The organism is Streptomyces sp. 150FB (genome assembly GCF_000818195.1).
Taxonomy (GTDB): domain Bacteria; phylum Actinomycetota; class Actinomycetes; order Streptomycetales; family Streptomycetaceae; genus Streptomyces.
This window is the reverse complement of record NZ_JTHL01000001.1, coordinates 8685168-8699472: the sequence shown is the minus strand read 5'-3', so window position 1 is coordinate 8699472 and position 14305 is coordinate 8685168. Positions and strand designations below refer to the sequence as shown.

Below are 14305 nucleotides of genomic sequence, written 5' to 3'. Positions count from 1 at the left end.
CTGAACCCGCACCCCAAAACACCCCCCACCCCGCCCGATCACCCAGCAACCCCCCGCCCTCCCGCGTCCATCGGCGCGGCCCAAGCCCGCCCAGCCAACCCTCCCCGTCACCACAGCCAGCAGTTCGCCGCTAACCCAAGCGGCATGGGCAGCGACCCCTTCGCGCCCGCCCCGCAGCGCAAGCAGTCCGTACCCGGCAGCAGCGGTGATCTCCGGCAACAGCCCTGCCTGCCCCCACCGACAACGGCCTCGCCAACGACGTGCGCGCTCCGGCCACCGAGCAGTGCGCGGCGTTCCGACAGCTTGAACCCCGGACCGGCCGAACCCCCAACAGGCGAACCACCGACCGGCCGAACGCAGACGACTACCGGCCAGCGGGCCCCGGGCCCCGCTGGCAGCGCGGGCACCAGTACGTGGGGCGCTCGCGGCCGGTCCAGCCGTGTGACTCGGACGCGGTACGGATCGGCGTACCGCAGATCAGGCAGGAGCGGCCGGCCCGGCCGTACACGTACAGTCGCTCGGTGGAGCGGGACCGGACAGCGGGGCCGGTGGTCGTACGGTCGGGCCATTCGCGGTTCGCCTCCAGCAGGCGCCGGGCCGCGCCGAGCAGGCGCTCGGGCGAGGGGAGGTCGCCGACCGGTGTCCAGGGGGTGAAGCGGGCGAGGAAGCAGAGTTCCGCCATGTAGACGTTGCCGATCCCGGCGAGATTGCGCTGGTCGAGCAGTGCCGAGCCGACCGGGCGTGACGGATCGGCCAGGAGCCGGCGCAGGGCCTCGCCCGCGTCCCAGTCGGGGCCGAGGAGATCGGGGCCGAGATGCCCCACCACGTGGTCCTCGTCGGCGGTGCGCAGCAGTTCGAGGACGGGCAGCCGGTAACCGACGGCCGTGGTGTCGTCCGTGGCCAGTACCGCCCTGATCTGGTGGCCGGGGCCGCCGCTCCACCGCTGGCCCGGCGCGTAGACCTTCCACGAGCCGTCCATCTGGAGGTGGGAGTGCAGGGTCAGGCCGCCGGAGAACCGGGTGAGCAGGTGCTTGCCACGCGCGATCACATCAATGACCGTGCGGCCGGCCAGATCGACGGTCGCGAGCCTGGGCACGCGCAGGTCCGAGCGCACGAGCGTACGGCCGGCGAGCCCCCTGTGCAGCCGGCGGGCCGCCTGCCACACGGTGTCTCCTTCGGGCATGCCTTCCATCATGCGACCCGGCACCGACAACCGCGCCGGACCTGTCCGCCACCCTCCGTCCACCCTCCGTCCGCCACCCTCCGTCCGCCACCTCCCCGCTGGCGGCCCCGGCCGCGCTCCCTACGCTGGAGTCCTGCGATCCCGCCGGACCCGGAGCGCCCATGGCCACCCCGCACGACCCGCACGACCCGTACGTACGCGTCCGTGGCGCCCAGGAGCACAATCTCCGGAACGTGGACGTCGACATCCCGCGCGACGCGATCGCCGTCTTCACCGGGGTCTCCGGGTCGGGGAAGTCCTCACTGGCGTTCGGGACGGTGTACGCCGAGGCCCAGCGGCGTTACTTCGAGTCGGTCGCCCCGTACGCGCGCCGTCTCATCCACCAGATCGGCGCACCGAAGGTCGGTGAGATCACCGGGCTGCCGCCCGCGGTGTCGCTGGAGCAGCGGCGGGCGGCGCCGGGGTCGCGGTCCTCGGTCGGCACGGTGACCACGCTCTCCAACTCGCTGCGCATGCTGTTCTCCCGGGCGGGCGACTACCCGCCGGGCGCCGAGCGGCTCGACTCGGACTCCTTCTCGCCCAACACGGCGATCGGCGCCTGCCCCGAATGCCATGGCCTCGGGGTGATCCACCGTACCGATGAGCGGCTGCTCGTCCCCGATCCCTCGCTGTCGATCCGGGAGGGCGCGATCGCCGCCTGGCCCGGGGCCTGGCAGGGAAAGAACCTGCGCGATGTGCTGGACGCGCTGGGGTACGACATCGAACGGCCGTGGCGGGAGCTGGATCCCCGGGACAGGGAGTGGATCCTGTTCACCGACGAACAGCCGGTCGTCACGGTGCACCCCGTCCGCGACGCCGGGCGGATCCACCGCCCGTACCAGGGCACGTACATGAGCGCGCGGCGCTATGTACTGCGTACCTTCGCCGACTCCAAGAGCCGCTCGCTGCGGGCCAAGGCAGAGCGGTTCCTGCGCGCGCTGCCGTGCCCGGTGTGCGGCGGGCGCAGGCTGCGTCCCGAGGCGCTCGCCGTGACCTTCGGCGGACGGACTTTTCCCGAGCTGGTCGCGCTGCCGCTGACCGAGCTGGACCGGCGGCTGACGGCCGGCCCCGACAGCTCCCCCACGGTGCGCGTCCTCACCGACGACCTGCGGGCCAGGATCGGGGCGGTCAGCGAGCTGGGTCTCGGCTATCTGAGCCTGGACCGGGCGACGCCCACCCTGTCCAGCGGCGAACTGCAACGGCTGCGGCTGGCCACCCAGCTCCGCTCCGGGCTCTTCGGTGTGGTGTACGTCCTCGACGAGCCGTCGGCCGGGCTGCACCCGGCCGACACGGAGGCTCTTCTCGTCGTACTCGACCGGCTCAAGGAGGCCGGGAATTCCGTGTTCGTCGTGGAGCACCATCTCGATGTCGTACGGCACGCCGACTGGCTGGTCGATGTCGGCCCCGAAGCGGGCGAGCACGGGGGCAGGGTCATCTACAGCGGCCCGCCGGCCGGACTCGCCGACGTGGACGAGTCGGCGACCCGGCGCTTCCTCTTCGACGCGACGCCCGTCCCCGTACGGACCGTTCGCGAGCCGTCGGGCACGCTCAGGATCGGTCCGGTGACCCGGAACAACCTGCGGGATGTCGAAGTCGCCCTGCCGCTCGGTGTGTTCACCGCAGTCACCGGTGTCTCTGGGTCCGGCAAATCCACCCTGGTGGGCACGGTGAACGAGGAACTCCCCGGTGTGGGGCGGCTGGTGACGGTGGACCAGAAGCCCATCGGCCGTACGCCGCGCTCCAACCTCGCCACCTACACCGGGCTCTTCGACGTCGTACGCGCCCTGTTCGCCGGCACCCCGGAGGCGCGGGCGCGCGGATACCGCGCGGGCCGGTTCTCCTTCAACGTACCGGGCGGCCGATGCGAGACCTGCCAGGGCGAGGGGTTCGTCTCCGTCGAGCTGCTGTTCCTGCCGAGTACGTACACACCCTGCCCCGACTGCCACGGCGCCCGCTACAACCCGGAGACGCTCGAAGTCCGTTACCAGGGACGGAACATCGCCGAGGTGCTGGACCTCACGGTGGAGGCTGCGGACGGCTTCTTCGCCGGCACGCCGACGGCGGAGCGCAGCGTACGGGCGCTGCTCGACGTCGGCCTGGGCTATCTGCGGCTGGGCCAGCCCGCCACCGACCTGTCGGGCGGCGAGGCACAACGCGTCAAGCTGGCGACGGAGTTGCAGCGCACCCACCGCGCCCACACGCTCTACGTCCTCGACGAGCCGACGGCCGGGCTGCACCCGGCCGATGTCGAGGTGCTGATGCGCCAGTTGCACGGCCTCGTCGACGCCGGGCACTCGGTGGTCGTCGTCGAACACGACATGACGGTGGTGGCGGGCGCCGACTGGGTGATCGACCTGGGCCCGGGCGGCGGCGACAAGGGCGGCCGGATCGTCGCGGAGGGCTCCCCCACCGAGGTCGCCGGCGCCCGGGGCAGCCGCACCGCGCCGTACCTGGCACGGGCGCTGCGCCGCTCAGCGATCGGGTGGGCTCAGTAGACACCCGCTCAGCGTGCGACCTTCCGCGTCGCCCGCAGCCACTCCTTGTTCATCGCGGTGATCGACGGCAGCGGGATCCCCTTCGGGCAGGCCGTGGCGCACTCCCCCGTGAGCGTGCAGCCGCCGAAGCCCTCCTCGTCCATCGTCGCGACCATGTCGAGGACCCGGGTCTCGCGCTCCGGGGCGCCCTGCGGCAGGACGCCCAGGTGGTTGACCTTCGCCGAAGTGAAGAGCATCGCCGAGCCGTTGGGGCAGGCGGCTACGCAGGCTCCGCAGCCGATGCACTCGGCGTGCTCGAAGGCGAAGTCGGCGTCCGCCTTGGGGACGGCGGTGGCGTGGGCCTCGGGGGCCGCGCCCGTGGGGGCGGTGATGTAGCCGCCGGAGCCGATGATCCGGTCGAAGGCCGAGCGGTCGACCACCAGGTCCTTGACCACCGGGAACGCCCCGGCGCGCCAGGGTTCGACGTCGATCGTGTCGCCGTCCTTGAAGTGCCGCATGTGGAGCTGGCAGGTGGTGGTGCGTACGGGGCCGTGGGCGTCGCCGTTGATGACAACTCCGCAGGCGCCGCAGATGCCTTCGCGGCAGTCGTGGTCGAAGGCGACCGGTTCCTCGCCCTTGAGGATCAGTTCCTCGTTGAGGGTGTCGAGCATCTCCAGGAACGACATGTCCTCGGAGATCTTGTCGATGTCGTAGGTGACCATGGCGCCGGGGGCGTCGGCGTCGTGCTGTCGCCAGACGCGCAGGGTGAGCCTCATGCGTAACTCCGCTGGGTGGGGTGGACGTACTCGAAGACCAGGTCTTCCTTGTGCAGGACGGGTGCGGCGCCGGTGCCCCGGAACTCCCAGGCCGCGGCGTACGAGAACTCCTCGTCCCTGCGCGCCGCTTCACCGCCGTCCGTCTGTGACTCCTCGCGGAAGTGGCCGCCGCAGGACTCGGAGCGGTGCAGCGCGTCGAGGCACATCAGCTCGGCCAGCTCCAGGTAGTCGACGATGCGGTTGGCCTTCTCCAGCGACTGGTTGAACTCCTCGCCGGTGCCCGGCACCTTGATCCGGCGCCAGAACTCCTCGCGGATCTGCGGGATACGGTCGAGCGCCTTGCGCAGGCCGTCCGCCGTACGCGCCATCCCGCAGTGGTCCCACAGCAGTTCGCCGATCTCCTTGTGGAAGGAGTCGGGCGTACGGTCTCCGTCGACGGCGAGCAGCAGCCGCAGCCGGTCCTCCGTGTCGGCGACGGCTTCGGTGACGGCCGGGTGGGTGTCGTCGAGCGGTTCGGGGTGCGGGTTGCGGGCCAGGTAGTCGGCGAGGGTCGACGGCAGGACGAAGTAGCCGTCGGCCAGGCCCTGCATCAGTGCCGAGGCGCCGAGGCGGTTGGCCCCGTGGTCGGAGAAGTTGGCCTCGCCGATCGCGAACAGGCCCGGCACGGTGGTCTGGAGGTCGTAGTCGACCCAGAGTCCGCCCATCGTGTAGTGGATCGCCGGGTAGATGCGCATCGGTACCTCGTACGGGTTCTCGGCGGTGATCAGCTCGTACATCTCGAAGAGGTTGCCGTACTTCTCCTCGACGGCCCGCCGGCCGAGGCGCGCGATGGCGTCGGCGAAGTCGAGGTAGACGCCCTGCCCGCCGGGGCCGACGCCGCGTCCCTCGTCGCAGACGTTCTTCGCGGCGCGCGAGGCGATGTCGCGGGGCACGAGGTTGCCGAAGGAGGGGTAGATCCGCTCCAGGTAGTAGTCGCGTTCGTCCTCGGGGATCTCGGCGGGCGGCCGCTCGTCGCCGCGTGCCACCGGCACCCAGATCCGGCCGTCGTTGCGCAGCGACTCGCTCATCAGCGTCAGCTTGGACTGGTGCTCGCCGGAGCGCGGGATGCAGGTGGGGTGGATCTGGGTGAAGCAGGGGTTGGCGAAGTACGCGCCGCGCCGGTGCGCGCGCCAGATCGCCGTGGCGTTGCTGTTCTTGGCGTTGGTGGAGAGGTGGAAGACATTGCCGTAGCCGCCGGAGGCGAGCACGACGGCGTCCGCGAAGTACGTGGAGATCTCGCCGGTGATCAGGTCGCGGGCGACGATGCCGCGGGCCCGTCCGCCGACGACGATCAGGTCGAGCATCTCGGTGCGCGGGTGCATCTCCACCTGGCCGGCGGCGATCTGCCGTGACAGTGCCTGGTAGGCGCCGAGGAGCAGTTGCTGACCGGTCTGGCCGCGCGCGTAGAACGTACGGGAGACCTGGACGCCGCCGAACGAGCGGGTGTCGAGCAGGCCGCCGTACTCCCGGGCGAAGGGGACGCCCTGGGCGACACACTGGTCGATGATCTCGACCGAAACCTCGGCGAGGCGGTGGACGTTGGACTCCCTGGCCCTGAAGTCGCCGCCCTTGACGGTGTCGTAGAAGAGCCGCTGCACGGAGTCGCCGTCGTTGCGGTAGTTCTTGGCGGCGTTGATGCCGCCCTGCGCGGCGATGGAGTGGGCGCGACGCGGGGAGTCCTGGTAGCAGAACTGGACGACGCGGTAGCCCTGTTCGGCGAGTGTGGCGCCGGCGGCGCCCCCGGCGAGGCCGGTGCCGACGACGATCACGGTGTGTCCGCGGCGGTTGGCGGGGTTGACGAGTTTGGCCTCGAAGCGCCGCCGGTTCCAGCGCTCGGCGACCGGCCCTTCCGGTGCCCGGGTGTCGGCGACCGGCTCGCCGGTGCCGTAGTCGCTGTAGTCGCCGTAGTGGCTGTGGTCGCCCTGGTCGGCGTGGTCCCCGTAACGGGAGTGGTCGGTGTGGTCGCTGTGTGCGTCCGAAGTGGTCTTGTTCATCTCAGCTCACGAGTCCGGTCATGACGGCGACGGGTACGGTGATGAATCCGGCGGTCAGTACGACCGCCAGCAGGTTGGCCGTCGCCTTCAGGGCGCGGTCGCGGGTGACGCTGCCGGCGCCGAGCGTCTGGGCGGCGCTCCAGAAGCCGTGCTGGATGTGCAGTCCGAGCGCGAGCATCGCCACGATGTAGATGACGTCGTTCCACCAGCGGGAGAAGGTGTCCACGACGTTCTCGTACGGATGGCCCTCCTGGAAGCCGCCGGAGTGCACGGTGCCGGTTGTCAGGTCGAGGATGTGCCAGACGATGAACAGCGCGAGGATGATCCCGCCCCAGCGCATCGTGCGGGTGGCGTAGCTGGCGCGCTGCTTCTTGTGTACGTACGCGGTGGGCCGGGCGGCGAGGTCGCGGCGGCTCAACTGGTAGGCGCAGACGGCGTGCAGCACGACGGCGGCGACCAGGACGACGCGGATGATCCACAGCGCCCAGGTGTAGTGCAGGAACGGCTCACCGATGGTTCGCAGCCAGTGCGCGTAGCTGTCGAAGCTGTCCAGCCCGAAGAAGATCTTGAGATTGCCGTACATGTGCACGACCAGATATCCGAGCATGATCAGTCCGGATACGGCCATGACCGTCTTTTTCCCGACGGTCGATCCCCAGAGGGTGCGGGTCATGGACGGCCGTTTGTCCGTCCGCGTTGCCAGAGCCATGTTCTGAAGCTAGACGGCGTGCTTCAAGACGTCCAAGACATGGCGCGGCTCATGTCCATAGGCTGTGTCTATCCTTCGATAGTGCAGTTCCATCAGCTTCTCTATTTCGTGGCCGTCGCCGAGACCAGCCATTTCACCCACGCCGCCGAACAGGTCCATGTGGCACAGCCGTCCCTGTCCCAGCAGATCAGAGCGCTGGAGAAGGAGCTGGGCGCGGAGCTGTTCAGCCGGGCGCGCGGCAATGTCTCGCTCACCGAGGCGGGCCAGGCGCTGCTGCCCCTCGCCCGGCGCATCCTCGCCGACGCCGAGACCGCCCGGCACGAGGTGCAGGAGCTGGCGCAGCTCCGGCGCGGCCGGGTGAGGCTGGGGGCGCCTCCGAGCCTGTGCACGGGGCTCCTCCCCGACGTGCTGCGCGCCTTCCACGATCTGTATCCCGGCATCGAGCTGCTGATCGAGGAGAGCGGCTCGCACGACCTCGTACGTAACTTGGCGCGCGGGGCGCTCGATCTGGCGCTGGTGGTCCTGCCGCTGCCGACGCCTTCACCCGCCCTGACGACGGTGGAGCTGCTTCAGGAGGACCTGGTCGTGGTCTCGTCGGCCGCCGGTCCCGCGCCCCGGCGGCCGGTCAGGATCGCGGATCTCCAGGACGAGCCGCTGGTGATGTTCCGGCACGGCTACGACCTGCGTGAGCTGACCGTGGCGGCCTGCCGTGCCGAGGGGTTCGACCCGTCGTTCACCGTGGAGGGCGGCGAGATGGACGCGGTGCTCGGCTTCGTACGGGCCGGTCTCGGCGTGGCGGTGGTGCCGAGCATGGTCGTCGCGCTCGCCGGCCGCGATCTGCGGGTCACCGCCCTGGCCAAGCCGGGGCTGCGCCGTACGATCGCGCTCGCGCACCGCAGCGATGTGGCCCCGCCGCGCGCGGCCCGCGAACTCCAGCGGGTCATTCTCGCGAGGGCGCGCTGAGCCTTCCCCGACCGACCGACCGACCGGCCCGGCATGGCTCGGACCCGCTCAGATGGATGCGCCGGCCGAGGGGAGCCCGCCGACTTGGCGTACGAGCGAGAGCAGGTTTCCCACGCCCCAGTGCTCGACGATCCTGCCGCCGGAGACCCGCATGGCGTCGACCGACTCGAAGTGGACCGTGGTGCCGGTCGGCGCGATGCCCAGGAAGTCTCCGGTGTGGATGCCGTGATACGTCTTGAAGGTCGTGACGAGGCCGCCGTCGGCCGACTGCCAGTGGATCTCCGGGTCGAACTCGGAGAACGCGGAGCGCAGCGCGCCGTACAGCGTCCTGACGCCCGCCTTGTCGGCGGTGACGCCCGGCTGCGGTGTGTGGTCGACGAAGTCGTCGGCGAAGAGTTCGTCGTAGACGCCGAAGTCGCCGCGTCCCTGCACCTCTTCGATGGCGCGCCGCACGACGGCGATGGCCGCCTGCCTCTCGGTGTCACTCGCCTGATCATTCGTCGTGTCATTCGTCGTGTCATTCATCTGGTCATTCATCGGGTTCTCCTGTGTACGGCCGGCCGGCGACGAAGTCGTCGAAGCGGTTGACCAGCGGATCGGCCGGGGCGGTTTCCCGGTCCCCGGGTTGCGGGTCGGCGGTGAACTCGCGGGCCGCGAAGTGCCACCGGTCGTCGATCTTGGTGTAGCGGTCGCGGTACACACCGGTCAGGACCACGCCCGTACGCGGCGCCGTGCCCGGCCGCAGCACCATCAGGAAGGCGACACCGGTCGCGTCCCGGCCATCGCCCTCGACCACGGGCTGGGACGCCCAGTGCCGGACGGTTCCCCGGGTGTGCTCGTAGAAACGGGCCGCGAAGGCGGCGATGCTCGGGCGGCCCTCGAAGCGTTGCGACTCCGAGGGTTCGGGCGGCAGGCCGGTCTCGTCGAAGCGGCCCTCGGGGGCGAAGCAGGCGGCGAGGGTGGCGGTGTCACCGAAGTCGAGCGCGAGGCTGTAGCGCGCCAGGAGCTGCCGGATTCCCTCGTGATCCAGAGCGGTCATGGCCATGGCGTGATCTCCTTCCGGCGCGGTCAGACGAGGACATTGCCGCCGTCGATGGTGATCGTGGAGCCCGTGGAGTGTTTGTTCCGCATGAGGTAGAGGTACGTCTCGGCGACGTCGCCGGGTTCGCCGACCGTGCCGACGGGCAGGCGCTCCTCGAGTGACCGGTACATCGCGTCGCGGTCGGCCTCCGGGAGACCTCCCCACATCTGGGTCCGGATGATCCCCGGCACCACCGCGTTCACCCGAAGCGGAGCGAGCTCCACGGCCAGCGCGCGGGTCAGTCCCTCCAGCGCGGCGAGGACGCTGGAGACGGCCGTCGTGCCGTGCTGGGGCCGGGTGGAGGCGGTGCCGCCCGTCAGGACGACGGAGCCGCCCGGCCTGATGTGCGGAGCGCCGTACTTGACGGCGGCCAGAGCCCCGAAGTAGCGGATCTCGAAGAACCGCCGTACGTCCTCGATGTCCGTATCGGCGAGGCCGCTGCTCATCAGGGGCTCGCCCGCGCTGTAGATGAGGTGGTCGAAGGCGCCCAGTCCGTCGAAGAACGTCCGGACAGCGACTTCGTCTGTCACGTCCAGGGTGAATCCTTCGGTCCGCTCCGGCAGTGCGGAGACCGCGCGGTCGACGCCGGAGCGGCTCCGCGAGACGACCACGACGGATGCTCCGGCGGCGGACGCCGCTCGGGCTGCGGCGAACCCCAGGCCCCCTGTACCACCGATGATGACTACTCGTTTTCCGTCCATAATGGGAACGTAACGCAGGGGTACCAGTTACCCGCAACGGAACCTACTACCCAAAGGGAAGTGCCATGGTCGAGCATGACGAAGACCTGGTCATGCCGCGTCTGAACGTCCCGCAGGCAGCGAGGGACGTCTACTCGGCGAGCTGTCCGTGCCGCCTGATCCTCGACCTGCTGGCGGACAAGTGGAGCGCGCTCGCCCTCAGTGCCCTGACGGCGGGGCCTGTCAGGTTCGGCGGGATCAAGGCGCGGCTGGACGGGATCAGCCCCAAGGTCCTGTCCGCCGTGCTGCGGCGGCTGGAGCAGTACGACCTGATCACCCGGACCGTCTATCCGAACGTCCCGCTCCATGTGGAGTACGAGCTGACCGACCTCGGCCGGGACGCCTGTGTGCCCCTGGGGGCGCTGCTCTTCTGGGTCGAGGACAACGTGGAACGCTTCCCCGACCTCGCGTGAGCGCCCGTGACGTCCCCGGGGCCCGTGCTGCCCGCGTCCTGCCAGGCGGCCGCTACGAGGCGTCCACCAGCGACAGCACGTGCAACTGGTCGGGCGGCCCCGGACGGGCGTAGTACCAGCCCTGGCCGGTGTCACAGCCGAGCCTGCGCAGATGGTCGGCCTGCGCCCCGGTCTCCACGCCCTCGACGGTCACGGCCAGATCCAGGCTGTGGGCGAGTGAGACGATCCCCTCGATGATCTTCAGGTCGACCGGGTCGGCCGGATGCTGCTGCATCCCCTGGGTGAAGGAACGATCAAGCTTGAGCACGCTCACGGGCAGTCTTCGGAGGTTGGCCAGGTTCGAGTAGCCGGTCCCGAAGTCGTCGAGCGCGATGTGTACGCCCATCTCGGCCAACTGCCTCAGCGGTTTCAGCAGGTCCTCGTCGGCGCCGATCAGCGCCGATTCGGTGACCTCCAGGCAGAGCGCCGACGGCGGCAGGCCGACGCGCTCCAGCACCTCTACGGTGTCGGCGACCAGTCCGGGATGGTGGAGCTGGGCGGGCGAGAGGTTGACGTTGACCCGCATCGGTCCGCCGAACACCCCGCCGGGTGACTCCCGTTGCCAGGTCATGGCCTGCCGTACGGACTGTTCGAGCACCCACCGGCCGAGCGGCACGATCAGACCCGTGTGCTCGGCGAGCGCGATGAACCGGTCGGGGCCGAGCACACCGTGCTGCGGATGGAGCCAGCGCACCAGCGCCTCGGCGCCGTGCACCGTACCGTCGTGGAGGTGGACGAGCGGCTGGTACTCGATGAAGAACTCACCGCGGTCCAGCGCCGCGGGCAGCGCCGTGGTCAGGCCGTGCCGGGTGATGGCGCGCGCGTCGGCCTCCGCGTCGGCCAGCTCGAAGCGGTTGCCGCCCGCCGCCTTGGCCCGGTACATCGTGATGTCGGCGCTGCGCAGCACCTCGGCGGCGCCGCGCCCGGCCACCGGTCCCTCCACGATGCCGATGCTGCCCCGTACGGTGAACTCCCGCCCGTCCAGCCGGATCGGGGTCGCCAGCACACCGAGGATCCGGGACGCCAGGTCGGCCACCTCGCTCTGGGCGGTGTGGCCCGTGGTCAGCGCGACGAACTCGTCGCCGCCGAGCCTGGCCACCATCTGTCCCGACCCGGTGGCGCAGCTCTGCAAGCGGTCGGCGACCTCCACCAGCAGCCGGTCCCCCGACGAGTGGCCGAGGCTGTCGTTGATCGCCTTGAAGCCGTCGAGGTCCAGGTAGCAGAGGCCGAAGCGCGCGTTCTCGCCGGCGGCGAGCGTCTTGTCGAGGCGCTCGAAGAACAGGGTCCGGTTGGGCAGCCCGGTGAGGGCGTCGTGCGTGGCCTCGTACCGCAACCGGAGGTTGAGCAGGCGGCGTTCGGTGGTGTCCTCCATCAGCGCCAACTGGTACTGCGGCACCCCCTCGGCGTCCCTGAGCAGTGACACCGTCAGGTTGGTCCACAGGACGGTGCTGTCGTTGCGGAAGAACGCCTTCTCGATACGGAAGTGCTCGCGCTCGCCCCGTACCAGCTCGCCGTGCAGCCGGCAGACCTGCGGGGAGTCCTCGGGGTGGATCCACTCGCCGACCCGGCGGCTGCGGACATGGGTTTCGAGCCCGCCGAACATCTGGGTGAGGGTGTCGTTGACCTCCAGCACCCGGCCCTCCAGGTCGGCGATCCCGATGCCTATGGCCGCGCCCTCGAACACGGCGCGGAAGCGGACCTCGGTGGCGTGCAGCGCCTCCTCGGCGTCCCTGCGGGCGGCGAGCGCGGAGCGGGCGACCGACTCCTGCTCGGCGAGGGTGCGTTCGCGCAGTGCTTGGGCGAAGCCGGTCGCGAGCGTGTGCTGGAGGCGGGAGCAGCGCGCCCTGCTCTCGTCGGCCGGCAGGTCATCCGTGCCGCAGTACAGCATCAGATACGAGTCGACGACGCCGAGGGTACGGCCGAGGGCGTCGGGGTCGGTGCAGTGGGCGGCGACGAGCGCGGCCCCGACGCGGTGCGCGGGCGCCGCGTCGAAGTGGCGCGCGTGCAGCGCTTCCTTCAACTCCCGTGCCAGCGAAAGCAGATGACGCTCGAACTCGGAGCGCGTCAAAGGCGTGGCCGTGGCGGGGAACACCGCCCTGCTCCAGATCGTCGCGAACCGCCGGAGTCTGTCCTCCGGTCCGTCCGGGTCCGCCGGTGAATCCTCGTCCTGCTCCGGCACCATCACGCCTTTCGTCCTACACCGGCGAAGCCGGAGAAAGCGTACGGCTCCTCCTGGCAAATGGAGCCGTCCGGGCGCCAGTTCGGCGGGGGGACAAGTCCTGGGTCGATCATCTCGAATCCGTCGAAGAACCGCGTCGTCGCCTCGCGGCCGCGCATCACGAGTGGGTTGCGGATGTCCTTGTAGAGACCGACGACCCCGCTGACCTGCTCCTGCGGGAGAGGGATTCCGTCGTACGCGGCGTGGGTGAGCACGAGCAAGCTGCCGGGCGCCAGCGCGTCGCGCAGTGTGGCGAGGGCGCCGTACGGGTCGTCCTCGTCCTCCAGTGAAGTGCAGGACGGAGACGAGCAGCAGCGCCACCGGGCGTTCGAGGTCGATGATCTCGTCCAACTGGGGGCTGTTCAGGAGCTGCTCGGGCTTGCGGAGGTCGGCGCTCACCATGCCGGCGTTGTCGTGGTCCGCCAGGACTGCCCTGCCGTGGGCGACGGCGACCGGGTCGTGATCGACGTACAGCACCCGGGCTTCGGAGGTCGCAGCCATGGCGGCCTCATGGACACTGCCGAAGGTGGGAATGCCGGACCCGATGTCGAGGAACTGTGTGACGCCCTCGCCGGTGGCGAATGTGACGGCGCGACGCATAAAGGCACGGCTCGCCTTCATGATCGTGGGAAGGCCCGGCATGAACTCCATTGCCTTGCGGCCGACTTCCCTGTCCACCTCGAAATTGTGCGATCCGCCCAGATAATAGTCGTAAATGCGGGAAACGCTCGGCACCGAAATGTCGATGCTCGGCGGGGCCCAGGCGGGTCGCTCCATCGATGTCTCCCACACGTCGCCACGAGTAGCGGCCACGTACATGGCCGTATGTTCGAGCCGAGGCTACTGATCGCCCGCCAAGAGAGCGAGCCCAAACGGAAATTAGCGGTCCGTTCTTGGTCACACGCTCCCGGCACGTGCGCCCGGCTCCCATTGTGGCGCCGGGCGCACGGGACCGGTCCCCGGGGGGCGTGCGATCCGTGGACGAGCTGTACGAGAGAGCGCGGAAGCCGGATCACACTGCGTCCGGCGCAATCGCGTACGGGATACCCCCAACGTCCTGACCATGGGCTTCTCCTGGTGTGGTGTCAGTGCCCGGCTCCGGGACCGCCGGTCGTGCGGTGGGGCGCGCGATACCCGTGCCGGACCGTTGTGTTCGGCGGGCCGAACATCAACAAGCGTCTGGCGAGGGGGGCTTGGATGTCCATTTTCCCGAGTGCGGTCGACAATAAGCCACTTACCGAGAGGTTCCGGTCTTCGTCTCCTCGGGGAGATTAAACCCGCGGACGCAAAGTCCCCCTCTTCGGGGGAATCCAGGGCGCTTTCGGCGTGCCGATCTCCTGGACGGTCCAAGCTCCTGCCCGTGTACGGATCCCTCGCCGGACGGCTGTTGGCTGCGGCTTCACTCATCTGGCTCTCCGCCGTCCCCGCGCCGGCGGCGGCCGACAGTTGCGCATACGCGTCGATCGGCCCGGGTGGCTCGGTGGTCGCTGTGGCGGTGGCCGGCGGCCATCACTGCTGGCCGCTCTGCCACTCGTGCCGGCCGCACTGCCACTGGCCTCACTGGCCACCGCCGTGCCCGCCGCCACCTCCGCCCCCGCCCCCGCCTCCGCCCTCTTCACCGCCGCCGACGCCACCAC

Annotated in this window: 11 protein-coding genes and 1 pseudogene; 3 read left to right on the top strand and 9 right to left on the bottom strand. The window is 70.2% G+C overall.

Features of this window, described 5'->3' with window-relative positions; genetic code table 11:
* Positions 1–364: 364 nt before the first annotated feature.
* Positions 365–1183: a DNA-formamidopyrimidine glycosylase family protein gene (locus QR77_RS37345; RefSeq protein ID WP_040026419.1), complete on the bottom strand. Its 819-nt coding sequence runs from the start codon at positions 1181–1183 to the stop codon at positions 365–367.
* A gap of 161 nt (positions 1184–1344) precedes the next feature.
* Between QR77_RS37345 and QR77_RS37340 the strand changes: the two genes are divergently transcribed.
* Positions 1345–3717: an excinuclease ABC subunit UvrA gene (locus tag QR77_RS37340; RefSeq protein WP_040026418.1), complete on the top strand. Its 2373-nt coding sequence runs from the start codon at positions 1345–1347 to the stop codon at positions 3715–3717.
* An 8-nt stretch (positions 3718–3725) separates the two neighbouring features.
* Here QR77_RS37340 and QR77_RS37335 read toward each other — a convergent pair whose 3' ends face one another.
* The 3 genes from QR77_RS37335 to QR77_RS37325 are packed head-to-tail and all read right to left on the bottom strand — an operon-like array spanning position 3726 to position 7214.
* Entirely contained in the window at positions 3726–4472 is a 747-nt protein-coding gene (locus QR77_RS37335; RefSeq protein ID WP_040026417.1) for a succinate dehydrogenase/fumarate reductase iron-sulfur subunit, read from the bottom strand.
* Positions 4469–6505, bottom strand: a complete 2037-nt coding sequence (locus QR77_RS37330) for a fumarate reductase/succinate dehydrogenase flavoprotein subunit (RefSeq protein WP_078877627.1) — start codon at positions 6503–6505, stop codon at positions 4469–4471. Before QR77_RS37330 ends, QR77_RS37335 begins: the two co-directional genes overlap by 4 nt.
* Before the next feature lies 1 nt (position 6506).
* Positions 6507–7214: a succinate dehydrogenase gene (locus QR77_RS37325; protein ID WP_078877626.1), complete on the bottom strand. Its 708-nt coding sequence runs from the start codon at positions 7212–7214 to the stop codon at positions 6507–6509.
* A gap of 81 nt (positions 7215–7295) precedes the next feature.
* Between QR77_RS37325 and QR77_RS37320 the strand changes: the two genes are divergently transcribed.
* Positions 7296–8177, top strand: a complete 882-nt coding sequence (locus QR77_RS37320) for a LysR family transcriptional regulator (protein ID WP_040026415.1) — start codon at positions 7296–7298, stop codon at positions 8175–8177.
* 48 nt (positions 8178–8225) lie between these two features.
* Here the strand turns inward: QR77_RS37320 and QR77_RS37315 are convergent, their stop codons facing one another.
* Genes QR77_RS37315 through QR77_RS37305 form a run of 3 tightly spaced genes read right to left on the bottom strand, consistent with a single transcriptional unit; the run spans position 8226 to position 9959 of the window.
* A complete protein-coding gene (locus tag QR77_RS37315) occupies positions 8226–8714 on the bottom strand; it encodes an ester cyclase (protein ID WP_236710966.1) in 489 nt (162 codons plus the stop codon).
* On the bottom strand, positions 8707–9222 hold the full coding sequence (locus tag QR77_RS37310; protein WP_040026414.1) for a nuclear transport factor 2 family protein: 516 nt from the start codon (positions 9220–9222) through the stop codon (positions 8707–8709). Before QR77_RS37310 ends, QR77_RS37315 begins: the two co-directional genes overlap by 8 nt.
* A gap of 23 nt (positions 9223–9245) precedes the next feature.
* Entirely contained in the window at positions 9246–9959 is a 714-nt protein-coding gene (locus QR77_RS37305) for an SDR family oxidoreductase (protein ID WP_040026412.1), read from the bottom strand.
* Positions 9960–10024: 65 nt separating this feature from the next.
* On the opposite strand from QR77_RS37305, the gene QR77_RS37300 reads away from it, so the two are divergent.
* Positions 10025–10411, top strand: a complete 387-nt coding sequence (locus QR77_RS37300) for a helix-turn-helix domain-containing protein (protein ID WP_236710965.1) — start codon at positions 10025–10027, stop codon at positions 10409–10411.
* Between the two features lie 52 nt (positions 10412–10463).
* Here QR77_RS37300 and QR77_RS37295 read toward each other — a convergent pair whose 3' ends face one another.
* Together QR77_RS37295 and QR77_RS37290 are read right to left on the bottom strand one after the other, a co-directional pair.
* Positions 10464–12632 (bottom strand): EAL domain-containing protein, encoded by a 2169-nt coding sequence (locus tag QR77_RS37295; RefSeq protein ID WP_107069028.1) that lies wholly within the window; start codon positions 12630–12632, stop codon positions 10464–10466.
* Positions 12632–13445: pseudogene (locus tag QR77_RS37290) on the bottom strand (SAM-dependent methyltransferase). Before QR77_RS37290 ends, QR77_RS37295 begins: the two are co-directional and overlap by 1 nt.
* Between the last annotated feature and the right edge of the window lie 860 nt (positions 13446–14305).